We start from the raw sequence: 24,508 nt of genomic DNA on the forward strand, positions 1-24,508 counted from the left end.
ATGAAACCAATAATACCCGATCTGATTTTTCAGGAAGAGACTAACGAATGCGGGCTAGCGTGCATTGCCATGCTGGCGCAAACGCAGGGACGAAAAACCGATCTGGATACGCTGAGAGCGCGTTTCCCCGCGTCGGATCATGGAACTTCGCTGAACGATTTATCCACCATTCTGGCCAGCCTTGGCATTGCTTCGGCCCCCGTGCTTTTTGAGCACCATGAGCTCAGTGAATTGCCCCTGCCGGCCATTTTGCACTACGGCGCGAGCCACTATGTGGTATTGGCCTATCGCAAAGGTCATCAGGTGTGTGTGATGAATCCCGCGATTGGCCAACAATGGCTGCCCTTTACCTCGTTGAAAACTGAAATCAGCGGCTATGCGCTCATTCTCGATCCACAAACGCGGGTTACTGCTGAACAGAGCGCCGAAACAGGCACGACGAAAAGCGCATTGCCTCATGCGATGAGTTTGAAAGAAACGGCAGCGGTGCCCGGTATGTATGGGCTGATGCTGATAACGTTTTTGGTTTCTCTCACGTTATTCCTCATGCCTTCGATGGTCAGTAACGCCATCAATCAGGCGTTTGCTGAGGTGGGTAACAGCCGCTTCCCTTATGGGTGGTTTATTGCCGCGTTTATTGCCTCAACGCTGCTGGCGCTGGGTGTGCGCGTGATCAGCGAGCGCTTTATCAAACGTTTTGTCCTGCTCAATAGCAGCGTGGGTTTTTCGCGGCTGCTCGCTAATCCACTGCGATTTTTTGAAAAACGCGCGCCGGGCGACATCTTTAGCCGGTTTATCGCGTGGCAGGGCGGCCTGTTGCAGAAAATCGAGCTGGATAACGGTTTGCGTAGTGACTGGGTTATCTGCCTTATCGCGCTGGGCATTATGTTTTGGATTGCTCCCGTGCTGGCGCTGATTTCAGGCGTGGGGGTGATAGCCATGGGAATGATCAGCATTTGGGCGGTTCTGCGCGATCGTTGGTATACCCAGCAGCTGCAGCTCAAAAGCGCAGTGCTCAATGACTTTTTCATGGAAACCTTGCAAGGCGTTTTAACCATTAAAACAGCCGGGCTTGAAAGCCAGCGCAAGGCACAGTTTGCATGGTTCAGCCGCGATCTGTTTAGCTGCCTGCAGCGGCAGAAGGTCTATCAACAGGTCAAAGAGGGGCTGTATCAACTGGTTGGCAGCCTTGAGATGGTGGTTTTCATGCTGGTGGTTCTGCCGATGGTGAACAATAAGCAGATCTCACTGGGTGATTTTTTTGCCTATAGCTTCTTACGTCAGATTTTTAGCTCTTATGTGACGCGTATTTTCTTTTCGATTATTCAAAAATCACAGCTGCATGTGATTGATACCCGCGCCCACAGCCTGTTTTCGGCCGAGGAAGATCAACATGCAGTATCGCAAAGCAACGATCTAAGTACGGTCGCGCCGCATGTGCGCTTCGAGCGGGTACGTTTCTATTACGATCCGGCGAAAACCATTTTCGCGGGCATTTCTCTCGATCTGCCAGCGGGCTCGCAAATCGCCATTGTCGGTGAGTCGGGGGCAGGCAAAAGTACCTTATTGCGGCTGATCGCTGGGCTGTTCTCTCCTCAAGAGGGTGACGTGCTGGTTGATGGAAACGCCGTTCTCGCTCAGCAACTGGCATCATTAGTGTGTCTGCAAAGCCAAGAAGACATTCTGTTTAATGCATCCGTTTTGGAAAATATCACCCTGTTCGACCCGCATTATCGCGACAGCGACCGCGGGCGCATTGAGGAATTACTTACCTCGCTGGCGCTGTATCCGGTGATCCATCAGTTGCCCGGTGGTATCAATGCGCTAATTCGTGAAAGCCATGCTGCGCTTTCGCTTGGTCAGCGTCAGCGTCTGCTGCTAGCGCGTTCGCTGTATAGCTCGCGTCCCATTTTGCTGTTGGATGAACCCACGGCCAATTTGGATAACGAAACGGCGCGCACCGTGATGGCAGCGGTGCAACAACATTGCCGTAAAACCGGCAAAACCTTGATTGTGGTCACTCACAGCCAGCACATCCTTCCGCAGTTTTCGCAGGTTTATCACCTGTCCGACGGTGAACTGACACCTGTAGCGCCGGTTGAGGCCAAACCGATGGTTAACGTGGAGCTTTTGGCATGAAGCATTGGCGCTCTTTTGTCACCTCGCGCTGGCTGCTCGCGCTGCTTGCCGGAGCGATCATATTGCTGGCGGCGATCGGCCTGTCGCGCGGATTTTCCACGCCAGAACCGGTGATGACCGAGCAGGTTGATCGGGGGGATATTGAAAAAGTGGTTTTGGCGACCGGTACACTTAAGCCATCGATGCAGGTCAACGTCGGGGCGCAGGTTAATGGGCAGCTCCGAAAGCTGTATGTCCGTCAGGGCGACAAAGTGGAAAAAGGGCAGTTGCTGGCGGAGATCGATCCCACGCTGCAAGAGTCCGATCTGAGCAATGCAACGGCGCAGTTAGCCAGCGCTAAAGCACAAAAACTGGCCTCGCAGGCCATGCTGGTGCGCTATCGCCAAGAATTGAACCGCCAACAAGCCATGATGCGCGATGGTTCCGGCGTGCGAAGCGATGTGGAGCAGGCGCAGGCGCAATATGACGCTCAGCGCCAGCAGGTCGAGATGAATGATGCACAGATTGTACAGGCCGAAATGGTTGTTAAAACCGCCAATGCGAATCTGAGCTATACCCGCATCATTGCGCCTATCAGTGGCGAAGTGCTGGGCATTGTGACCAATGAAGGGCAAACCATTGTGTCATCACAAACGGCTCCCACCATTCTGGTATTAGCCGTACTCGACAAAATGCTGGTTCAAACGCGGATCTCAGAGGCGGATATTCAGAAAATACAGCCCGGTCAACCGCTGTGGTTCTATGTGATTGCCAACCCTGAGAAACGATACACCAGCCGGATGGGCTTTGTTCAGCCTGCTCCTCAAGAAGCCTTGGAAGAGCAGGCCAACGGGAATAGTGCGGCAAGCCAGCAGGCCAACGCGGTGTATTACAACGGCACATTTGCCGTCGATAACGCACAGCGCGAGCTGAAAACCTCCATGACGGCTCAGGTGTTTGTGCGCGTTGCCGAGGCGAAGAATGTGCTGCGTGTGCCTGTTTCGACGCTGGGACGGGCATTGAGCACCGACAGCTACCTGATTAGCGTACTTGAAAACGGCAAGCCACAGCAGCGCAAGATCCGTATTGGTATCAACGATCGTCAATTTGCTCAGGTGCTCGAGGGATTGCAGCTGGGCGATCGTGTGCTGATGCCAGCGGATGGGGCTCAGGGATGAGTGCGATGGCGAAGATGAACCCCATTATTGAGCTGCGCCACGTGTACCGCGAATTTGTTGCCGGTAACCAAACTCACGTAGTGCTCAATGATATTACGCTGACGATTGCGCAAGGCGAGATGGTTGCCATTATTGGCGCCTCGGGCTCCGGAAAATCGACGCTGATGAACATCATTGGCTGCTTGGATAAATCCACGCGGGGCGAGGTTCTGATCAACGGGATTAGCGTTAACGAAACGGATAGCGATCGGCTTGCTGAGCTACGCAGCTGCTATCTCGGGTTTATATTCCAGCGCTATCACTTAATGCCCTACCTGACCGCAGAAGAAAACATCGCTATCCCCGCGTTGTATACCGCTATGCCCGAAAGTGAACGCAAAGCGCGTATTCAAATGCTGGGGCAAAAATTGGGTCTGAAAAGTCGCTTAGGCTATCGCCCAGCGCAGCTTTCTGGCGGGCAGCAGCAGCGCGTAAGCATTTGCCGCGCGTTAATCAATGGCGCGCAGGTGATCCTCGCGGATGAGCCTACCGGCGCTTTGGATAGCGTTAGCGGTAAGGCTTTAATGGGGGTTCTTCACCAGCTGCATGCGGATGGTCATACGGTCATTATTGTTACGCACGATCACGGCGTTGCTAAACAGGCGCAGCGCATCGTTGAAATCAGCGACGGCCGCATTATCGCGGATGAAATCAATCAGTCCTGCCCCGAAGATCGTTTAGCGCAGCACATTCCCGTGGTTCGAGATAACGGGCGAGCTTCGCTGTGGCGCAGCATTCATGAATCGATGCGGATGGCTTGGCGTTCTTTGTTAGGGCATCGCATGCGCACGTTTTTATCCATGCTCGGCATCATCATTGGCATTTCATCGGTGGTGTCTTCAATGGCCGTGGGGGAAGGGGCGCGCCAAACCATCATGAATGAAATTGGCAAGTTAGGTAACACCACGCTAGAAATTCGACCGGGTACTGGCTGGGGTAGCAAGCGGCCCGATATGGAACGTGCGCTGTCGCTCAATGACGTGGTGAGTCTGCAAAAGCAGCCGTGGGCTGAGGGCGTATCTCCGCAGGTGAGCAGCATGGCGACCGCAGTGCGCAAAGGCTACGACTCGTCGATGATGTTATCCGGCGTATCACAGGATTTCTTTGCGCTACAGGGCATTCGTTTTATTCAAGGCAATGGGTTTACCGCTCGTGATGTCGCCGAAGGTGAACCGGTTCTGGTGCTGGATGAAACCAGCCGCGACACCCTGTTTCAAGATGGCGAAGATCCTCTCGGCCAAATTGTGCAGATTGCTGGCGCATCATGGCGCGTGGTGGGGGTGGCGGTGAAGCCAGGGCCAAAGGTGGTGGGTGGATTTATGGCGGGATGGCTGCCCTATACTTCGCTGCAACAGCGTATTTCCGGCGACAAACCTTTAGAAGCCATCGTTCTGCGCTTTCAGGAGTCCTTAACGCCTCAGGATGCGATGCAGACCGTTGAGCATCTGCTGACGCGTGAGCACGGGAAGAAAGACTTCTTTTCTCAAACCGACGATCAGCTCACCAAGGCGATGCAGAAAACCTCCGATTCGATGTCGCTGTTAATCACCGCGATTGCCGCTATTTCACTGCTGGTGGGCGGCGTCGGAGTGATGAATATCATGTTGGTTTCCGTAACGGAAAGAACCCATGAAATTGGGATCCGGCTTTCGGTAGGCGCGCGTCCTTCCGACATCATGCATCAGTTTTTAATCGAAGCCGTGATGATTTGCACCTTGGGTGGGCTGGTCGGCGTGGGTGGTTCGTGGATTGCAGCTCAGATATTTGCCCTGATCACCGATGAATTTTCGATGGCGTTTACGTGGCTTCCCGTGGCGATCGCGTGCGCGTTCTCTGCGCTCATCGGTTTGACCTTCGGTTATTTTCCAGCGCGCAGTGCGGCGAAACTCAACCCAACTGAGGCGCTGGCTCGCGAATGAAACTTCATTACGTTATCTCCATTATTTTGCTGTTATCGGGCTGTGGCAACCTGACGCGCAGTGACTATCAGCGCCCACAGATCTCTTATCCGACGCAGTGGCAGAAACACATGGCGCAAGATCCCAACGTGTTGGCGTCTGGCTCGGCAAACTGGTGGCAAGGGTTTAACGATCCGCGTCTGACGCGGGTGGTTAATCAAGTTCTTGCGAGCAATAACGATTTAGCCGCCGCGGCGATTACGCTTCAGCAAGCACGGGTTGCCGCTGGACTCACCAATACCAATTTAACCCCAGACGTTTCGCTCGGGGGATCGGCCAGTAATAGTCAATCGGTGCGTCATCATTCGGCGGCGCAGGAGAGCTACGCGGCGTCTTTGTCGATCAATTATGAGCTGGATTTGTGGGGGAAATTAGCTCGGGTGCGTGAGCAAGGCGAGTGGCAGGCCACCGCGAGCGAGCAAGATTATCGGGCGACGGTGCTATCAACCATTGGCACAACCGCGCAAATTTACTGGACCATCGCGTTGCTCAATCAGCAGATCGGCAATTTGCGCGATAGTTTGGGCATTGCCGAACAAACGCTGGCGCAGATTGAGTCTTGGCATGCGGTGGGCAAAGTCGGTTTGCTCGACGTATTACAGGCGCGCCAAACACGCTTAAGTCGCCAGAATTCATTGCGGGCGCTGTTGCAGCAGCGTGAAGCCTCTCGCAATGCGTTGGCTCTGCTTCTTAACCGCCCCGCAGAACAGCATACCGATGAACTCGCCACGCTTAATACCGATCAGCGGGTAACCATAGCCGCGGTAACGCCGCTGGCGGTTATTAGCCAGCGTCCTGATATTCAGGCGGCTGAGTCTCGGCTGCGTGCGGCGCTGGCGGGCTACGATGCTGCGCGCCTGAGTTTTTATCCCTCGCTCTCGCTGGACGCGACCATGAACGCCGGAAGTCAGGTTTTCAGCCAGTGGTTTAACAACCCGACCCGCACCGTTGGCAGCGCTGTCGCCTTGCCGTTTATTCAGTGGAACACCGTGCAGCTCACCATCGAACAGTCGAATTTGCAGATCAAGCAGGCGGCGGTGGCGTTTCGCCAGACGGCTTACACCGCGCTTTCTGAAGTGGATAACGCCATGGAGCAGCGGCTGAGTGCAGATGAGCAGCGTGGCCGTTTACAGCAATCGATAGCGTTAGGAAAACAGCGTTTAGCGTTAACTGAAAGTCGTTATCGAGCAGGCGCAGTGGACTACCAAACGTTGCTCGATGCGCAGGATGTACAGCTCACATTGGAAAACAGCCTGACGCAGGCGCAGTACGACTATCTCTATGCCACGCTACAGCTATGGCTGGCACAGGGCGGTGGAAATTCACAACCAAGGACAATCAAAAATGCAGCGTAATAATGAGATGAGACGCGTTGTGGTGACCGGCTATGGCGCAATTACACCGCTGGGCTCAAATGCGCAGGCCAGCTGGCAGGCCATCATGGATTATCAGTTGGGCTATGGCTACGTGGATAAAACTGAACTGGGTATCAAGGCGCATTTTCTGGGGCTTATTGCGGAAGAGCCGAATTTAAAAGGCGTTCCAGCCGCGATCCGTCGGCGCTTACCGCGTTTTGCTCGGCTGACGCTAGGCGCTGCGCGTGAGGCCATGAGCATGGCGTTTGGTGAAAATTCGCCGCTCGATTTTTATTCACCCCTGATGTGTGGTGCCATTATGGGAACCGGCTGGGGCGGGCTCGATGAAAGCTATTATGCTGCCAGAGAGTTTGCCTTACAGGGCGTTTCCTCTCCGTTCAACTGTTTTTACACCATGCCGAACGTGACGTCGGCTGCATGCAGCCAATATTGGAATCTGCGTGGCTATCAGAATACCGTTGTGGCCGCGTGCGCAACGGGAACTGTCGCTATTGGTGATGCTTTCGAGGTTATCCGCAGTGGCCGCGCCAATATGATGCTCGCCGGTGCCGGTGAATCTTTAACGGGCGACGGTGCTGTGTGGAACATCGACGTGCTCGGTGCGCTGTGTCACGAGCCGAGCGATCCCCTGCGTGCGAGCTGCCCATTTAGCGCCCAGCGTAACGGTTTTGTGCTTTCAGAAGGCGCCAGCGTGCTGTGCTTGGAAGAGCGAGAAAGCGCGTTAGCACGAGGGGCCACCATTTTAGGCGAAGTCACCGGATACGGTAATTTCTCCGATGCCTTTGATTTTACTTCTCCGGCGGAAGACTGCGTTGCCCGTGTGGCCACGATCAAGCATGCGCTAGAGCAAGCGGGGCTGGCACCGGAAGATCTGGACTATATCAATGCCCATGGCACGTCTACGCCGCTTAACGATCTCAATGAGACCCAAGCGCTGAAGCTGGCTTTAGGCCAAACGGCGTATGCGATCCCAACCTCGAGCACCAAATCTTATTCAGGCCACCTGATTGCTGCCGCTGGCGCTTTTGAGGCCATTATCTGTTTACAGGCGATGCAACACCAGATTATGCCCGCAACCGCGCATCTGACGGAGCCTGATCCTTTGTGCGATCTCGATTATATCGCTGAAGGGCATCGCGCTGGGCGAGTGACGCGTGCGCTGAATCTGAGTTTTGGCTTCGGCGGCGCGAATGCGGCATTGATTCTGGAGCAGCATCCGTGAATTCCGTTCAATACACCTTGGCAGATGCCAACCGCTGGGCCGAATTCTCCGGTGACTATAACCCGATTCATTTTGACCTTGAGCAGGCTCGGCGGCGTGGTGAAGGTCTTCGGGTTCATGGCATGCGAGCGCTGTTGGATATCAAGCAGGAGATTGCGCGTGCGGCGTTGAGCTTGGATGAGTCGGCGGCTTATCTACGCTGCGTCGCGCGATTACGCCAGCCGGTGTGGTGCGATACGCCTTATCAACTGATCCGTGCGGGACGAAAGGCCTCCATTGTTCACTCAGATTCAGGAACGGCGAGCATGTCATGTCAGGTGAGCGCCGTACAGTCTTTGGCTGATAGTGATAAGGGAGAAAGTGGAAGGCTTGAGGCCGCGGATATCATCCGCCACGGGCAGACGTTTTCTGCCTTACAGCCGCATGTCCAGCAGTGGCAATTTTTAGACGCGCTGCTGTTTCGTTACCTGATCCATGATAGCGGGCTGCTGCGCCAGCAGGTGCTTTGCCACTATTTCCCCGAGAATACGCAGGCATCATTTGAGGCGATTTTTACCCAGTTTCCTGTGGTTCAGACTCATCAAGAATTGGTGTTCGATCGTCGCTTGAACGCGTCATGGGAACCCCCGATTTCACCTGAAGCGCTGGTTATCCACATTGAGCCCGCGCTACTCATCAACGATGCACCGGGCAGCGCACTGGTGCGAATTGCCGCATATACACACTATCAGCATGCATTTATTAGCAATGCGATTACGTTAAAAATTGGCTAATTAGCCGCTGAATAATAAGGAAAAAATATGAGCCAGTATGATGTTATCTATGCAAAAGTCAGTGAGATGATTGCCGATGCCAAAGATTTAGAGTGCGAAGATATTCAGGCCGATGCGCCTCTTGCGCTTCTTTCTCTGGATAGTTTGGACTACGTAGAATTGATTATCTTAGCCAAGCGAGAGTTCGGCGTGACCTTAACCGCCGAACTCTTTATTCAGCATCCCAATATTACCTTGCGCGAAGTGTGTGAGTTTATTGATAAGGAGTCAGTGGCCTAACATGACGCAGAAATGGGTATTGATCACCGGCGGAAGTCGCGGAATCGGGCAGACGCTGGTCACTGAATTACTGCCGCGGTGGAATGTGGTATTTACGGGCCGCAGCGCGGAAAGCTTGGTGGGAACGCAGAGACGTGCCGAAAATCTGCACACGGACACCTGGGTACAAGGTCATGTCTGCGATGGAAAAAATGAACAGCAGGTTGCGCAGCTGGCTCAACGATTAATCGATAAGTTTGGCGCGCCGAGCGCCGTTATTCACAATGCTGGCGTGACGCGAGACGCACTGCATATCCATCAAGATGCTGAGATTTGGCGAGATGTGCTGGAGACGAATCTGGTGGCGATTATCAATTGGAACCGCGTATTACTTCCGGCGATGATGCTGCAAGGGCAGGGGGCGATAGTATTGATGTCTTCAGTGAGCGCGATTAAGGGAAATCGTGGGCAGACGGCCTATGCAGCGAGCAAAGCGGCGATGATGGGACTGGCTCGTTCGTTGGCATGCGAAGTAGGGCGTTTCGGCATTCGAGTTAACTGTTTGGCACCGGGCCTTATCGATAGCGGTATGACGCAAGCAATTCCTGAATCTAAGCTGAAAGCAATGCGTCAGGAGATCCCGCTGCGCCGCTTGGGGCACCCGCACGAAGTCGCTAAAGCAGCAGAGTTTTTAATTGGGGAAAATAGCCATTACTTAACGGGACAAACGCTTATTCTCGATGGTGGAATGTCCGCTTAATGGCCTGAGCGTATTGATTGTGTGAGTATGCCTTTATTCATGCTTCTCGCGATTCAACGCGTGGTTGAGCTTATCGATATGTTGCACCAATGCTCGTCTTTCACGCGTTGTTACCTGATAGATTTGCATCAACATGGCGGCGTGGTCGTTGGTTAGGTGAAAAATGGCGGGTGAGATTTCATTTTGCCGCACGGCGAGTTTTAAATCGGCGATAAGCCCATGAGTAGAAAGTTTTTTTTCTAGTGCTAAAGCGGTTCGGTGGCTGACATATAAAATTTCTTGCTCGGCAGGACCGCTGGCTCTTTCTTCTTTCGAGGATGATTGCAGCATGCACCATTCAGCAATATCGCTCATGCCTTCAATCGGCTGAAGTATCTCCCAAATATGCCGAGGGGAGTGTGGTGAGCTTCGATCGAGGCTGCCAATATTGTGTAAAAATCCAGCGATTTCTGTTTTTAAGCACTGAGTGGGGGTAATACCCGATTCTTTTGCTAGATAACCCGCGAGACGTCCTACCGCCAGTGAATGGCAATCATCATCCGCGCTGAATTGATCGATGATGAAAGCCAGTAAGTTCATAATATCGCGGAAGTTATGCAGCGAGATTGTATTGTTGTGGATCCGAGAAATTTCTCTAATGTAATCAAGGTAGTTAGAGGATTGAATCACTGACCAAAAGCCATCGCGCGCCGCGATTTTTGTAAAGGCTTGAATAAATTCAGGTTTATACAATACATTGACACCTTCCTGAATTTTCTTTGTTAGCATATCGCGTAAAGCGAACAGATCCTGATGGCGATATTGCGCCAGTAGCACATCAATACGATCGGCCAAGTAGATAATGTGGCTTTCTTCGGGTACCTGCTCACCGTCAATAACGCTGCCGGTACCGTAATCCCAGCAGGTGTGATGGTAGCGAACAAAATCGCTAAGTGGTTTGAATAATGGAATATGAGCTAAGAGTAACCCACCTATAAGAGCATGATTATTATGGTCATTATCATAATAACTGAGCGGGGCTAATCTGGACTGCTCATTCAGGCCGCCGATATCATGTAACAGCGCGGCAAGCAGTGTTTGACGACAGCTTGCAGGTGAAAACGACGCTTCTTTGGCTAAATGCCAAGCAATGAAAGCGGTTCGAACATGATGCATGTTCAGTTTCGGGTTTATCATATCAATGGTTTTAGATATGCAGGCTAATGTTTGTATTAGGTTTATATCCATGATTATTTTTATTTGAGGTGAATGGTTTTTAGGTATTTTTATTAAATAATATAAACTTATCTTACATGGCAACCATACTGCGGAAAAATCGAGTTACCGAATAGCATGACGCCATCATAAGATTTATTAATGTATATGATGCGATTTTTGTCACTGTTACTAAAAAAAAGGTCAGAGGCGGTACTATCATCAATGTTATCTGAGTCGTACCGCGAGGTGTTTATCGCAGTAACTTTATAGAGATGAAAGGCTTTATTGTAGGCTTTGTAGGTAACCTGAATACTTCGGGAAATAATGTATCGTTCATCGTTGCGGGTTAATAAACCATCAATATTGATAAAGAGATAGTTTTGTGATGTCTCTATCGAAAGGATACCGGTTGAGACGGTATGTATATCGTTAATGTTTTGCTCAATAGAGAAATCCGCGTCGCAGATAAAACTATCGGGTGCGTGATATTTTAATGCTGCCCATAAAATCACCACTGTAGAGCAGAGAAATATGATAGATATATAAATTTTCTTATGCATTTTTCTTTTCTCTATAATAGTGGCTTGTGCACCTATTCTTTTCTTCATCACATTCGGTAATGAAAATTTGGATGTTGGTTCCTAGAACACTATTTCTCTGTTTTTTATAAATATAGAGCTTTTTTTTACTAGAACAGTCTAGTTTGTCTAATGACAAATGTCCCAGTTGCTCGTTATTCATCACATCATTAAATGGGAGGTTTGAAGGTATAAATATAATGCAGCTTTCTTTTGTGAACTCTTTTATTCCTACCTCTTTATTGTTATTTGTGCATTTAATAATAACCGTGAGTAACAAAAAAAGAAGGGTGATTATTGTTGCTGATATTGGTATAGGGCGCAACCAAGAATCCAATTTTTCAGTTTTTTCTTGCTTTATAGGTATGGGAGTAAAAAATGAACTGTATTCTTGATCGCAGGTAATGATGGCGTCCTCAGCAATTTTAAAACCAATTCTTGGCACGGTAATGATGATGTTTTTTTGAATGCCAAGATGGCTCATATTTTTTCTTAACGTAGAGATATACTGATTGAGATTGCTGTTAGATGCTCTAGCTCCATATTTGTCAAATACGGACTGGAATATTTCCCCGCGAGAGAGAATATCACTACGGTGATACAGTAACTCAGTAAGTAGACGATTAGAGGTTTGAGATAGTTCGATACAATCTCCGGTAATAATATTGACCAGCGACGCATCTTCAGTATCAAAGGTGACGAATCCCTCTATATCGAACCTCATGTTAATCTCCATACTAAATCAAGTTTTTTTAGCTTGGTTGGGTTTTTTATATAAAAAACACATAAATAGTGGATAAAAATATCGTTATTATTGATTTTTTGGACTAATCTTGCTGCTCATGTGGGCGAGAAGCATACTGGGGTTCATTTGATAACAAGGAGCTCGGCAAATGAAACTTGAATCTTATTCTTCTCATCCTTCTTTATTGTTCCAAGGACAACATGTTCCACAGGATAATCTTAGAGTGTTGGCGGCAGCAATGAATTTAAGTAACCACATGATGGTTAGCGTGCCGGAACAGGGATTGATTCTCCGTTTATTAGAAAGAGATAGAACAGAGGGACTATCTACAAGGCAATTAGCCGAACTATGCGAAATCTCGATTTATAGAGTCAGGCATTTGCTTCTTCCTTTGGAAAAAGAGGGGAGAATTGCTAGGGATAAAATGCAAAAACACCATCGGTGGTTTTTATCTGAAGAGTCTGTAGAAATTGCAAACGATTCTAACAAGGAGGTTTTTTGTTTGCAACAATGAAGGTTAACTCGGAATCATCACCTTAATATAAAAAAATTAAATAATAAAGATCTCGCAGATTTACAAGAATGTTCTTATTTTATGGTTTTTGCCACGTGACGCAATGTCGTTAGCATTTTTTAATCGCATTTAATATTGTCATTATGGGTTTTTTCTGAAATGTAAACATTAAAAAATGCCATTTTTATTTTTTTTCATCAGCCGAGATAAAAATGCAAACTAGAGTTGCCAACTTTTATTCATGATTTACAGATTTCATTTGATGATTTTGATAAAAATCGAATACAGCGTTCATGTTAGAATTGCTAAGTAAGAACTCGTTTAACTTTTATAATGCTGAGTTAAAGGATGTTTCTGACAAGGCATGATAGGTTATCTTTTTTATGACAACGTGCGCGATGAATATGACCACTGCGCACGTTGTTATGAATACGGGTAAAGGCTTGCCATTAGTTGGGGGATAGCGCTGTATGTGCATCAACTAAAGATTAACCTTTTAGGCTGTTTTTTATTTCTCTTTCAACCAATGCGGCGTAATATTCTCGTCTTGATTATTTTCTAACCACGATTTTATATGATCCAAATATTGCCGCTGTCTGAAGTTCCAGAACACTGCGAATTGATAACTGATTGGTTATTCACGTCTTTTGGCAGTGAAAATAGCCGAGATTTTTTTGCTAGCATTGTGCGTAGCAGCTTACGCCCTGAAGGTTTGCCGATAACCTTTGTTGCTTTGCAAAACGATAAGCCAGTGGGGACGGTGGGATTATGGCGTTGTGATTTGATTAGCCGCCAAGACCTGTTTCCATGGCTGGCTGCGCTCTATATTGATGAAGGCCAACGCGGCCAAGGATTAGGCGTTCAGCTACAGCGCTACGTGGAAGACTTTAGCCGCTGGGCTGGATTTAAAGAACTTTATCTTTACGCGGCCTTTGCCGATTATTATGAACGTTTTGGTTGGCAATATATTGGCGACGGACTGGACTACCCTGACCAGCCCGTGCGTTTGTATCGGAAAGAAATCTAACTCAAACAGCTTTTCCTGATGGTCTTTTTAAGCCGCCATGCCAAGGCCGACAATATTGGCTGCTAATATGATGATAAGGCAGCCAATACACAGCACGCTGACCGGCTTTTTGCTCTGGCACTTCCACTCTTTCAGCAACAGTCCCACAATGCCGCCGCACAATACATAGAAGCTCATGTGTAGCATCCGGCTCATATAGTCGTATTGGGCTGGAATTTTGGCGTGTCCCCAAGCATAGAAGAAGAATTGCAGATACCACATGGTACCGCCCAGCATGGAAAACAACACGTTAACCACGATAAGTCTTTTCGCCAAAGAGAAGTCTGCTTTGATTGAGATGTTTTTCATGGTGGCTAAGCGAATAAAGCAGTAACCGAGGTTGATGACGGCCCCGCCACCCATAATGATCACGTAGCTCGGCAATGCGACATAAAGAGAATCAATCCCCAATGCCGCCGCCGCTTCATGCATTGGCTTCGCTGCATCCATGGCAAACGACATTCCCGCAGAAAAAATTCCGCACATGACGGCGAGTATTAGACCTTTTTTCAGGTTGAACTCTTCGGCACGGATCCCCAATGCGCGTTCTTTGAGTAAACCAGCATAGCTCACCGTTGCGACCCCAATCAGTGCGACTAAAACGCCCAGCAAGGTCATTCGTCCACCCGGCGTGCCGAACAGGACGTCGACACGGCCTTGAATAATCGGCGTCATCAAGGTGCCAATAATGAGTGTAATACCGATAGCAATGCCGATCCCCATCGACATGCCGAGGTAGCGCATCGTTAGGCCGTAGTTGATGTTGCCAATGCCCCACATAGCGCCGAATAAAAAGACGGGAAGCAGCACCGAGAAGCTAAACGATCCGTAATAAGCCCAAAAATTTGGCAGCAAGATATAGCTCACTAACCAAGGCAAGACCAGCCACGATACAAATCCGCCAATGGACCACATGGTTTCCCACGACCAATTTTTTACCTGTTTAAATGGCGCATAAAAGCATGCGGCACTGGCCGCGCCAACCAGATGCCAGATGATTCCCAAAACAATAGAGTCGTTCATTCGTCCTATCCTTTTTGTTATAGATGAGAAGTAGCAATGGGATGCATCAGTGTGTAGGGCGCCACTTCTCTGACGATAGGAGTCTAAATAGTGTGCAGATTTCACACCTTCGGATAGCTGCCGTGCATGGCTCAGGGATGGCAGAATTTAGCAGGTTGAACCGATGGCGATCACAAAAGCATTTAAAAGCAGAGGGTTATTACGGTGCGCGTGGCAGCCAACGTAAATCGACGTATATTGAAGGAATGCTATGAAATATAAGAACTTTCTTATGAATATAAATTTCCTTAATCAAAATTAGCTTTTAAGGGATAAGCTATTTATGATTGCCAACGTACACCTGTCGTACTTCAAACTGCATTTTTGTTGGCTGCGTTCACACTCTCGAACCGCTGATGTGCCGCTTCAATGCAATTCGAATTATGTTGGGTACAATCTATTTTTTGGTGCGTCGGAGGCCATTAGGTATACTCTATGGCTAACCTGTCGAGGGATGAGAAACGCGATGTCTGATTTGGAAGTGCAACTGCGTAATTCGCTAGCGGCTTTAGATGATCTTAAAGAAAGCTTTGAGCAACAGCGTCTCGTATGGCAACAAGAATGCGAAGGAATACGCATGCAGCTCGAACAGGCGCGTCAGCGCGAAGCTGCTCTCCTGCTTAAGAATGAACAGCTGACACGCAAGCTGGTTGAAATGGGCTCTTTGCCAGAAAATAATCCGTTGTTAAAGCAGTTCAAGATGGTTGGAGCGCATATTGAGGCTTTAGCTCAGGAGGCGACTGCATTTAATAATTATATTTCTTCGGTGTCGGCGCCAGAAACCCACTAAGGGAAACCCTGACTGACGTGATACCCAAGCCGCTCATCATGAGCGGCTTTTTACGTTACATCCTGTCAAAAATGCAGCAGCTCGCGTGTGTGTCGTCTATGGTTGACTGAGGTTGAGAACGACGTATATGGGTTAGAGCACGTCTAACTCTGTTACATATTCACATTGCTAATAGGGGCAAATTGGATATTAATAGACACATTATTACGAACGTTTTTTAGTCAGTCGGTACTGCCGTCTGATGTATTCATTAAGAAGGTGTTTATGGAAGGTATCAGTATTACCAAATTGTTGGTGATTGCGGTTCTGGTTATTCTGCTGTTCGGTACAAACAAACTGCGTACTCTGGGCGGTGACCTCGGTGCTGCCCTGAAGGGCTTTAAGAAAGCCATGAATGACGACACAGCTAAACCAAGTGCGGATGCCGATAGCGCCGCACCTCGCGTTGACCATAAAGACTAATTCGGTTTTTCAGCGTTCGCTGAGCGACCAATAAAAAAACCGTAGAGAGTGAGCCCTCTACGGTTTTTTCTGTTTTGTTTGCCAAGTATTGAGGTTTCAGCAAGTCTTGCCAATACCTCTGAATTTTGGCTGTCAGTCTGTTCTCTTGTAAAAAAATATTTCTACGGAAACAGACTTATCTTTACTTAACTTCCACGCCCTTGGCTTGCAAATCAGCATGGTAAGAAGAGCGTACAAACGGGCCACAGGCTGCGTGAGTAAAGCCCATCGCCATCGCTTCGGCTTTCATCTCTTCAAACTCATCAGGGCTGACATAGCGCTGCACCGGCAGGTGATGGCGACTTGGCTGCAAATACTGGCCCAGCGTTAACATCGTCACGCCGTGCGCACGCAGATCGCGCATCACTTCAATGATTTCCGCATTGGTTTCACCCAGGCCAACCATCAGACCCGATTTTGTTGGGATCTCAGGGTGCGCCGCCTTAAAGTTTTCCAGCAGTTTCAACGACCAGTTATAGTCGGCACCTGGGCGCACTTGGCGATAGATACGCGGTACGTTTTCAAGGTTATGGTTGAATACGTCCGGCGGTGTTTCCGTCAGAATATCTAATGCGCGTTCCATACGACCACGGAAATCAGGCACCAGCGTTTCAATGCGGATGGTTGGATTTTTGGCGCGGATGGCACGAATGCAATCGGCAAAATGCTGAGCACCGCCGTCGCGCAGATCGTCGCGGTCAACGGAGGTAATTACCACGTAACGCAGGCCCATATCGGCAATGGTTTGTGCCAGCTTTTCAGGTTCGTTAGCGTCTGGCGTTACTGGACGTCCATGTGCCACGTCGCAGAATGGGCAACGGCGGGTACAAATTGCGCCGAGGATCATAAAGGTTGCCGTGCCGTGGTTAAAGCATTCCGCCAAGTTAGGGCAGGAAGCTTCTTCACAGACCGAGTGCAGGCCATTTTTACGCATGGCAGCTTTAATGCCTTGAATACGACTGGAATCCGCAGGGAGCTTGATTTTCATCCACTCAGGTTTGCGCAGCAGCTGTTCTCTTTCGACGGCCACGGTTTTTACCGGGATCAGGGCCATTTTGTCTGCGTCACGGTATTTGACGCCGCGTTCCATCAGAATTGGTTTACTCATAATCTTGCGGGTTCCAGTTGCTTGACTCGACTGATTGATAGCCAAGTATTTGAATAAATTGCTCGACCAGTACCGGCTGTACATCTTCAAGCGTAACGCCGGGGTTGAGTGCGCTGATCTGTGTCATTTGCATACCTGCATAACCACAGGGGTTAATTCGGCTAAACGGGTCGAGATCCATGGTGGTGTTCAGTGCAAGCCCGTGGAATGAACAGCCTTTACGGATGCGCAGTCCCAGCGAGCAAATTTTTTGTTCTCCAACGTAAACGCCGGGGGCGTCAGCTCTTGCATGAGCATCAATATCGAATTTCCCCAAGGTGTTAACCACGGTTTGTTCAATAGCCGTCACCAGTTGGCGCACGCCGAATTTGTTTCGTTTTAAATCGACAAGAACATACATAACCTGCTGACCGGGGCCGTGATAGGTGACCTGTCCTCCGCGATCGCTTTGGATCACGGGAATATCACCAGCGGCTAATACGTGCTCGGCTTTGCCAGCTTGGCCTTGGGTAAATACCGGATGATGTTGAACCAACCATAGCTCGTCGGGCGTGCTCTCCGTTCGCTGGTCGGTAAAGGTGTGCATAGCTTGTGATACGGGAACATAGGGTTGCAACCCCAGTTGACGCAGTATGATCTTGTCTTGTTGCAAACGAGTCATCATCCGGTTACAGAATTGGTAAAGCCATTATACCGAGATGAACCCTCAGCGACCAGTGCTGATCACCCAAAAAAGAACGGCCCGATAGGGCATCTGTGCCATATCGGGCCGTTTCTCCTTCATGTTTGAAAGGAGGTAATCGTTAAAGAACTGTAATTACAATACCATACGGACGATTTCGATTTTGCCCAGTTCTTCGTACAGCGTTTCTACCTGTTCAATATGGGTCGCATTAATGGTGATAGCGACAGAATGGTAGTTACCTTTGCTGCTTGGTTTAACCTGCGGCTGATAGTCACCGGGTGCATGGCGCTGCACCACTTCGACCACCTGATCGACCAGCTCAGGCTGCGCTAAACCCATGACTCTATAGGTAAAAGAGCATGGAAAATCGAGCAGTTCATTCAGTTTAGTTTTCATGTTGCGCTCCAGCGTTTTACTTCAATCTATAAATTATAACTCCCGCCGAAGCGGGAGTTATTGTTATTCATTATATGGGGATGGATTATCCCCATTTCAAGAGGCCGGATTAGCCGAACCAGCGATGGAACATCAGTTTGATGTGATCGACCATACGGCTGAAGAAACCACCTTCTTGAACTTCATTCAGAACCACCAATGGACGCCGCTCGATGGTTTTGCCATCCAGTTGGAAGTTAATGGTACCGACTACCTGATTTTTAGCTAAAGGCGCATCAAGCTCGGTTGAGTTCAGCGTGTAGCTGGCTTTCAGATCTTTCATGCGACCGCGTGGGATCGTCAGGTAAACATCTTTATCAACGCCTAACTTCGCACGATCGGTATCGCCGAACCATACTGGCTCAGAGGCGAACTCGCGGCCTGCTTTCAGCGGAGAAACGGTTTCAAAGAAACGGAAGCCCCAGGTCAGCAGTTTTTTGCTTTCGCTTTCGCGGCCTTTGCTGGTGTGTCCACCCAATACCGCCGAGATCAGACGCATCTGGCCTTCGGTAGCGGAAGCCACTAAGTTGAAGCCAGCGGATTCAGTATGACCGGTTTTGATGCCGTCAACGTTCATGCTGGTATCCCACAGCAGGCCGTTGCGGTTCATCTGGCGAATGTTGTTAAAGGTAAATTCTTTCTCTTTGTAGATAGAGTATTCATTTGGCACATCGCGGATCAGCGCCTGACCAATCAGTGCCATATCGCGCGCGGAGCTGTACTGACCATCGGCATCCAAACCGTGAACGGTCTGGAAGTGGGTGTTCTGAAGACCTAACGCTTTCACGTAGTTGTTCATCAGGCCCACAAAGGCGTCTTGGCTACCGGCAACGTAATCAGCCATCGCCACACAGGCATCGTTACCAGATTGCAGGTTGATACCACGGATCAGCAAGGAAACCGGTACGCGATCGCCTGGTTTCAAGAACATCAGCGATGAACCTTTGAAAACAGGGTTGCCGGTTGCCCAAGCATCTTGGCCTACGGTTACAACGTCCTGCTCGGTAAATTTACCGGCTTTCATTGCCTGACCGATAACATAGCTGGTCATCATTTTTGTCAGGCTGGCAGGGTTACGGCGTGCATCGGCGTTAGATTCAGCCAAAACTTTGCCTGAGTTGTAGTCAATCAGAATGTAGGCTTCCGCATCGATCTGCGGCACGCCTGGGATCATAGTCTTAAGGTTGACGTCATCAGCATGGGCAACATTGATCATACCAATGGCAAGAAGGCTGCTGAGCGCAATGCGTTTCATCGAACGGGAAGTGAGATTGTATTTCATGATAAGGACTACAACATCCGTGAATTAAGTGAAAAAAACGAGCCACACTATAACAGAAGCCGATTTATGGTTCATGCCTGAACGGGCACCAATCGAGCCTCTTTACATAAGCAATGTGTGACTAATTATTGCATAGCCCGCCGTTTCGGCGGGCATTTGAGTTTACTGTGCGCTAGCAATGAACGACTGTTGCTGTGCTTCGCTGGCTAAACGTTGCTGAAGTGCCGCTGCTTCTTGGCGGCTTGCGAACGGCCCCAATTGCACGCGGAACATGGCACCGTTGGGCGATACTTTCCCCGGTACACCAAACTGCTGGCTTAATTTCTGCTGCCATTGTTGAGCACGAGCACCGTCGCTTACCGCACCCACCTGCACCACAAATTTACCATTAGCAGATGCCGCTGGCGCTGAAGATGCTACCGGTGCCGCAACGGCCGCAGGGGCTGAAACAGGTGCTGGCGTCGCAACGGGTTCGCTGCCTTCTAACACGCCGGTGCGCAATGGCTGTGGAGCACCGAGGAAGCCGCTGGTGTTACTGGCTGGCGCAGAAACCGGCATATCACCGTCTGACTCCAGCGCTGCTGGCGTTGGATTTGCGACGGGGCGCACCGCAACCGGCGTATCCGAAGGCGACGGGCTCATTGATACCTGCGTGGTTTCTTGGCCGATAGTGGGGCGAGAAGGTAGCGCGTAGCTCTGTTTGGCGATCGTCGTACCAATTGTTCCTGGACCAGACATGGTGCCGTCTGGCGCAACGTTGATGAAGTCGATGCGAACTTTGGTGTTATTCGAGATGTTTAAGCGATCGGCGGCGGCACGTGAAAGGTCAATCACCTTGCCGGAAGTGTAAGGGCCACGATCGTTCAAACGCACCACGAGGCGACGCCCGTTAGCGAGGTTGGTGACGCGGACATAGCTTGGCAGAGGCAGCGTGGCGTGAGCCGCAGTCATCGCATTAGGATCAAACTGTTCGCCGATAGCGGTCATATTGCCACCGTTTTCTTCACCATAGGACGTTGCATAGCCTACCTGTGAGAAGTTCGACGGATCCTGCACGACTTTGTATTTCGTACCGTTAACGCTGTAATCCTGACTGGTTGCAGGATTAAAAGGCTCATAGCGGGGTTCTGCGCCGCTAATTTCTTCTACCGGGCCGTTATACGCAGGCTGCTGAGGAGCCGGGGTCTCGGTGGTTGTGGTGTTGGTACAGCCCGCCAAAAACAGACTGAGTAAACCAGCACTAAGCCATGATTTATGCGCCATTCGCATCGCGACCTCTATAGGTTCTTAGATAACATTTTTCTGTGAGTATGGATCGACATAACGATACCAAACCCGGCCATGAGAACGATCAGGGCGGAACCGCCATAGCTGACCAGTGGCAAAGGTACGCCAACCACGGGCAAAATTCCACTGACCATACCGATATTCACAAAAACATAAACGAATAAAATCAACATTAAACCACCAACCATCACGCGGCCAAAGGTGGTCTGCGCTTTGGCGGCAATCATCAGCCCACGCATGATGGTGAGCAGATACAGCCCCAGCAGTACCAAAACACCCACTAAGCCCAGTTCTTCCGCCAGTACGGCAAAGATAAAGTCGGTGTGGCGCTCAGGCAGGAACTCAAGCTGTGACTGGGTACCGTGCAGCCAGCCTTTTCCGCCAAAACCGCCGGAGCCAATCGCAATCTTCGACTGAATAATATGATATCCCGCGCCCAGCGGGTCACTCTCAGGATCCAGCAGCATCATAACGCGAGCCTGCTGATAATCGTGCATTAGGAAGAACCACAAGATAGGGATAAATGCGGCAACCAGCACGACGGCGACCAAAATCAACCGCCAGCTTAGACCCACAAGGAACAGAATAAACAGCCCTGAAGCGGCAACCAAAATTGAGGTTCCGAGGTCAGGCTGCGCGGCAACCAGCAGCGTTGGCATGAAGATTAAGATTAAGGCGATGCCGGTATTCTTGAGCGATGGCGGACAGACGTCACGGTTGATAAAACGCGCCACCATCAACGGCACCGCAATTTTGGCAATCTCAGAAGGCTGAAAACGGACAAAGCCCAAATCTAACCAGCGCTGCGCCCCTTTACTGATCTGACCGAAGGCATCAACCAGAATCAACAAGATAACGCAGAATACGTAAAGGTAGGGTGCCCAGCTTTCATACACGCGCGGGGGGATCTGGGCCATGACCAGCATGACGCACAATCCCATGAAAATCTGACCGATTTTACGTTCCATCATGCCAACGTCTTGGCCGCTGGCGCTCCACATTACGAAGGCGCTATAGGCCAGTATCGAGAGAATGCAGAGCAAAAAGGGCAGGTCGATATGCATCTTCGCCCAGATAGAACGTTTCTGTTGGTTGTCTGTCATGATTAACCTGTATGCCTCATCAGTCGCCTTCAACGCCCGGAGGCGGTGCGTTTTCACTTGGGAGCGTCGTATTGTTATCGCCTAACATGATGTGGTCGAGGATCTGACGCACGATAGTCCCGACGGCCGGTCCTGCGCCACCATTCTCAAGAATGATTGCGACTGAAACCTGCGGGTTATCGTATGGCGCAAATGCCGTCATCAGTTTATGGTCGCGCAAGTGCTCGGCTAAGGTGTGGGCGTTGTAGGTCTCATATCCAAAGACCTGCGCGGTACCTGATTTAGCGGCAATCTTGTACGGTGCATTGGCGAAATACTTATGTGCCGTTCCGTTGGCGCGATTGGCGACGCCATACATTCCATCTTTAGCTATTTCCCAATAACCGGAATGTATATCGCCAATCTGTACTGCATCCTGCTGTTTGTACGGCACCAACTGTCCGTTGATACGCGTGCTGTTCAGCAGGTGAGGAACTTTCATATTCCCATCGTTGATCAGCGTGTTTAACGCTTTGGACATTTGGATTGGCGTTGCCGTCCAATAGCCCTGACCGATACCGACTGGAATGGTATCACCCTGATACCATGGTTTCTTATAGCGTTTCTGTTTCCATTCGCGCGTTGGCATCAGGCCAGAACGCTCTTCTGACAGATCGATGCCGGTGTACTGTCCGTAGCCAAATTTACTCAGCCACTCAGACAGACGGTCGATGCCCATATCGTAGGCAACCTGATAGAAGAAGGTATCCGCAGACTCTTCTAGCGCTTTGGTGACATTCAGACGGCCATGGCCCCATTTTTTCCAGTCACGGAAGCGTTTCTCTGAGCCTGGCAGTTGCCACCAGCCGGGGTCGAACAGGCTGTAGTTTTTGGTAATGACGCCAGCGCTAAGCGCTGAAACGGCGATATACGGCTTAACGGTAGAGGCCGGTGGATAGAGGCCTTGCGTGGCACGGTTTATCAGCGGACGATTAGGATCATTCAATAAACGCTGATATTCCTTGCTGGAAATTCCGTCGACGAACAGGTTCGGGTCATAGCTTGGGTTTGACACCATCGCCAGAATTCCACCGGTGCGAGGATCGCTCACGACCACGGCGGCACGGCTACCGGCGAGCAACTGCTCGAGGTAACGTTGCAGATTCAGATCCAGCGTCAGATAAATATCTTTACCCGCCTGCGGTGGCTGCTCGTGCAATTGACGGATCACGCGCCCACGGTTGTTAACTTCAACTTCTTCATAGCCGGTTTTGCCGTGCAGCACGTCTTCATAATAACGTTCAATGCCCAGCTTTCCGATGTTATGGGTCGCGGCGTAGTTGGCCAGCTTGCCGTCTTTATCTAAACGTTCGACGTCTTTGTCATTGATTTTAGATACGTAGCCGATGACGTGAGTCAGGGCTGAGCCGTAAGGGTAGAAGCGGCGCTGATAGCCTTTGACTTCAAATCCAGGGAAGCGGAATTGGTTGACGGCAAAGCGCGCAACCTGAACTTCATTAAGCGCTGTTTTGACCGGTATTGAGGTAAAACGACGCGAGCGTTTGCGCTCTTTCTGGAAGTTATCGAGATCCTCGTCGGTAAGATCGACGATAGAACGTAAAGCATCAAGTTCTGCCTTCAAGTCATCGACTTTCTCTGGCATCACTTCAAGCTGATAAATTGTGCGGTTAAACGCAAGAGGAGTGCCGTTTCGGTCATAGATCATGCCGCGGCTTGGTGCAATCGGCACCAGTTTGATTCGGTTCTCGTTGGAACGGGTTTTGTAATCCTCAAAGCGCAGGATCTGAAGATGGTACAGATTAAAGACCAAGACGCCAGACAGAATCAATATGCCGAGAAACGCAACGAGAGCACGGCGTATAAACAGGGCGGACTCTGCTGAATAATCACGAAAAGGGTTGCGGTCTATTTTCATTCCATTCCGTCGTGTTCTGGGTGATTGCTTGGATAAATAAGAGAGCTCAACGGCGAAGCCAGTGGCTAGCGCCGTTGATACTGGCTATTCACGATGATACGGATGGTTCGTCGTAATGCTCCATGCGCGATACAGGCTTTCTGCAACCAGAACGCGCACCAGTGGATGCGGCATCGTCAACGTGGATAGCGACCAACTTTGCTCGGCGGCAGCCTTACACGCAGGCGCTAATCCCTCAGGACCGCCGATGAGAAGGCTCACATCACGTCCATCTTGCTTCCAGCGTTCTAGCTGCGAAGCAAGCTCTGGCGTATCCCACGGTTTTCCTGGAATATCGAGCGTGACGATACGGTTACCTTTACCCACGGCGGCTAACATCATCTCGCCTTCTTTTTCCAGAATGCGTTTGATGTCGGCATTTTTACCGCGTTTGCCTGCCGGAACTTCAATCAGTTCGAACGGCATATCCTTAGGAAAACGTTTCAGGTAGTCGGTAAATCCCGTTTGTACCCAGTCTGGCATTTTGGTACCCACGGCGACCAGTTGCAGCTTCACCGA

General features: G+C 50.1%; 24 protein-coding genes. 12 read left to right on the forward strand and 12 right to left on the reverse strand.

Annotated elements, in window-relative coordinates; genetic code table 11:
* The 8 genes from DSM2777_RS11520 to DSM2777_RS11555 are packed head-to-tail and all read left to right on the forward strand — an operon-like array spanning nt 1 to nt 9,682.
* Entirely contained in the window at nt 1–2,139 is a 2,139-nt protein-coding gene (locus DSM2777_RS11520; protein ID WP_061555389.1) for a peptidase domain-containing ABC transporter, read from the forward strand.
* Nucleotides 2,136–3,296, forward strand: a complete 1,161-nt coding sequence (locus DSM2777_RS11525; RefSeq protein WP_061554025.1) for an efflux RND transporter periplasmic adaptor subunit — start codon at nt 2,136–2,138, stop codon at nt 3,294–3,296. The genes DSM2777_RS11520 and DSM2777_RS11525 overlap by 4 nt, the downstream gene beginning before the upstream one ends.
* A 14-nt stretch (nt 3,297–3,310) precedes the next feature.
* On the forward strand, nt 3,311–5,254 hold the full coding sequence (locus tag DSM2777_RS11530) for a MacB family efflux pump subunit (RefSeq protein ID WP_025800628.1): 1,944 nt from the start codon (nt 3,311–3,313) through the stop codon (nt 5,252–5,254).
* Nucleotides 5,251–6,648 (forward strand): TolC family protein, encoded by a 1,398-nt coding sequence (locus DSM2777_RS11535; RefSeq protein WP_061554026.1) that lies wholly within the window; start codon nt 5,251–5,253, stop codon nt 6,646–6,648. Before DSM2777_RS11530 ends, DSM2777_RS11535 begins: the two co-directional genes overlap by 4 nt.
* Complete coding sequence (locus tag DSM2777_RS11540) at nt 6,638–7,891, forward strand: beta-ketoacyl-[acyl-carrier-protein] synthase family protein (protein WP_061554027.1); 1,254 nt, start codon at nt 6,638–6,640, stop codon at nt 7,889–7,891. Before DSM2777_RS11535 ends, DSM2777_RS11540 begins: the two co-directional genes overlap by 11 nt.
* Nucleotides 7,888–8,664 (forward strand): hotdog family protein, encoded by a 777-nt coding sequence (locus tag DSM2777_RS11545; protein WP_061554028.1) that lies wholly within the window; start codon nt 7,888–7,890, stop codon nt 8,662–8,664. The genes DSM2777_RS11540 and DSM2777_RS11545 overlap by 4 nt, the downstream gene beginning before the upstream one ends.
* 27 nt (nt 8,665–8,691) lie before the next feature.
* On the forward strand, nt 8,692–8,943 hold the full coding sequence (locus tag DSM2777_RS11550; protein ID WP_061554029.1) for a phosphopantetheine-binding protein: 252 nt from the start codon (nt 8,692–8,694) through the stop codon (nt 8,941–8,943).
* A 1-nt stretch (nt 8,944) separates the two neighbouring features.
* Complete coding sequence (locus DSM2777_RS11555; protein WP_061554030.1) at nt 8,945–9,682, forward strand: SDR family NAD(P)-dependent oxidoreductase; 738 nt, start codon at nt 8,945–8,947, stop codon at nt 9,680–9,682.
* Between the two features lie 33 nt (nt 9,683–9,715).
* On the opposite strand, the gene DSM2777_RS11560 is transcribed toward DSM2777_RS11555, so the two are convergent.
* From DSM2777_RS11560 to DSM2777_RS11570, 3 genes are read right to left on the reverse strand one after another with little or no spacing between them, the layout of a single operon-like run.
* Nucleotides 9,716–10,981 carry an HD domain-containing protein gene (locus tag DSM2777_RS11560; protein WP_335340656.1) on the reverse strand — a complete coding sequence of 422 codons (1,266 nt, stop codon included), beginning with the start codon at nt 10,979–10,981 and terminating at the stop codon, nt 9,716–9,718.
* Nucleotides 10,966–11,439, reverse strand: a complete 474-nt coding sequence (locus DSM2777_RS11565) for a hypothetical protein (RefSeq protein WP_061554032.1) — start codon at nt 11,437–11,439, stop codon at nt 10,966–10,968. The genes DSM2777_RS11560 and DSM2777_RS11565 overlap by 16 nt, the downstream gene beginning before the upstream one ends.
* The gene (locus tag DSM2777_RS11570; protein WP_046458577.1) at nt 11,432–12,181 is read right to left on the reverse strand and encodes a winged helix-turn-helix domain-containing protein; all 750 of its coding nucleotides are present in this window, start codon (nt 12,179–12,181) and stop codon (nt 11,432–11,434) included. The genes DSM2777_RS11565 and DSM2777_RS11570 overlap by 8 nt, the downstream gene beginning before the upstream one ends.
* Before the next feature lie 169 nt (nt 12,182–12,350).
* Between DSM2777_RS11570 and DSM2777_RS11575 the strand changes: the two genes are divergently transcribed.
* Nucleotides 12,351–12,716 (forward strand): FaeA/PapI family transcriptional regulator, encoded by a 366-nt coding sequence (locus DSM2777_RS11575; protein ID WP_061554033.1) that lies wholly within the window; start codon nt 12,351–12,353, stop codon nt 12,714–12,716.
* 574 nt (nt 12,717–13,290) lie between these two features.
* Entirely contained in the window at nt 13,291–13,743 is a 453-nt protein-coding gene (locus DSM2777_RS11580) for a GNAT family N-acetyltransferase (protein WP_061554034.1), read from the forward strand.
* A gap of 27 nt (nt 13,744–13,770) precedes the next feature.
* Here the strand turns inward: DSM2777_RS11580 and rhaT are convergent, their stop codons facing one another.
* Nucleotides 13,771–14,805 carry an L-rhamnose/proton symporter RhaT gene (rhaT, locus tag DSM2777_RS11585; protein WP_061554035.1) on the reverse strand — a complete coding sequence of 345 codons (1,035 nt, stop codon included), beginning with the start codon at nt 14,803–14,805 and terminating at the stop codon, nt 13,771–13,773.
* 505 nt (nt 14,806–15,310) lie between these two features.
* Between rhaT and DSM2777_RS11590 the strand changes: the two genes are divergently transcribed.
* Both DSM2777_RS11590 and tatE read left to right on the forward strand, forming a co-directional pair.
* Nucleotides 15,311–15,634, forward strand: a complete 324-nt coding sequence (locus DSM2777_RS11590) for a hypothetical protein (RefSeq protein ID WP_025800639.1) — start codon at nt 15,311–15,313, stop codon at nt 15,632–15,634.
* 264 nt (nt 15,635–15,898) lie between these two features.
* The gene (gene tatE / locus DSM2777_RS11595; protein WP_025800642.1) at nt 15,899–16,096 is read left to right on the forward strand and encodes a twin-arginine translocase subunit TatE; all 198 of its coding nucleotides are present in this window, start codon (nt 15,899–15,901) and stop codon (nt 16,094–16,096) included.
* A 181-nt stretch (nt 16,097–16,277) separates the two neighbouring features.
* On the opposite strand, the gene lipA is transcribed toward tatE, so the two are convergent.
* The 8 genes from lipA to rlmH all read right to left on the reverse strand — a co-directional run bounded on the left by lipA (nt 16,278) and on the right by rlmH (nt 24,505).
* On the reverse strand, nt 16,278–17,243 hold the full coding sequence (gene lipA, locus DSM2777_RS11600; RefSeq protein ID WP_046458574.1) for a lipoyl synthase: 966 nt from the start codon (nt 17,241–17,243) through the stop codon (nt 16,278–16,280).
* Nucleotides 17,236–17,907, reverse strand: coding sequence for a lipoyl(octanoyl) transferase LipB (lipB, locus tag DSM2777_RS11605; RefSeq protein WP_040045661.1), 672 nt, complete (start codon nt 17,905–17,907; stop codon nt 17,236–17,238). Before lipB ends, lipA begins: the two co-directional genes overlap by 8 nt.
* A gap of 153 nt (nt 17,908–18,060) precedes the next feature.
* Nucleotides 18,061–18,324, reverse strand: coding sequence for a DUF493 family protein YbeD (gene ybeD / locus DSM2777_RS11610; RefSeq protein ID WP_025800645.1), 264 nt, complete (start codon nt 18,322–18,324; stop codon nt 18,061–18,063).
* A gap of 109 nt (nt 18,325–18,433) precedes the next feature.
* Nucleotides 18,434–19,645, reverse strand: coding sequence for a D-alanyl-D-alanine carboxypeptidase DacA (dacA, locus tag DSM2777_RS11615; RefSeq protein WP_061554036.1), 1,212 nt, complete (start codon nt 19,643–19,645; stop codon nt 18,434–18,436).
* Nucleotides 19,646–19,807: 162 nt separating this feature from the next.
* Complete coding sequence (rlpA, locus tag DSM2777_RS11620; protein ID WP_061554037.1) at nt 19,808–20,914, reverse strand: endolytic peptidoglycan transglycosylase RlpA; 1,107 nt, start codon at nt 20,912–20,914, stop codon at nt 19,808–19,810.
* A gap of 8 nt (nt 20,915–20,922) precedes the next feature.
* Entirely contained in the window at nt 20,923–22,035 is a 1,113-nt protein-coding gene (gene mrdB / locus DSM2777_RS11625; protein ID WP_061554038.1) for a peptidoglycan glycosyltransferase MrdB, read from the reverse strand.
* Between the two features lie 19 nt (nt 22,036–22,054).
* Nucleotides 22,055–23,950 (reverse strand): peptidoglycan DD-transpeptidase MrdA, encoded by a 1,896-nt coding sequence (gene mrdA, locus DSM2777_RS11630; RefSeq protein ID WP_061554039.1) that lies wholly within the window; start codon nt 23,948–23,950, stop codon nt 22,055–22,057.
* Nucleotides 23,951–24,034: 84 nt separating this feature from the next.
* Complete coding sequence (gene rlmH / locus DSM2777_RS11635) at nt 24,035–24,505, reverse strand: 23S rRNA (pseudouridine(1915)-N(3))-methyltransferase RlmH (protein ID WP_004096425.1); 471 nt, start codon at nt 24,503–24,505, stop codon at nt 24,035–24,037.
* Nucleotides 24,506–24,508 lie beyond the last annotated feature (3 nt).

This window comes from Obesumbacterium proteus (assembly GCF_001586165.1).
Classification (GTDB): Bacteria; Pseudomonadota; Gammaproteobacteria; order Enterobacterales; family Enterobacteriaceae; genus Hafnia; species Hafnia protea.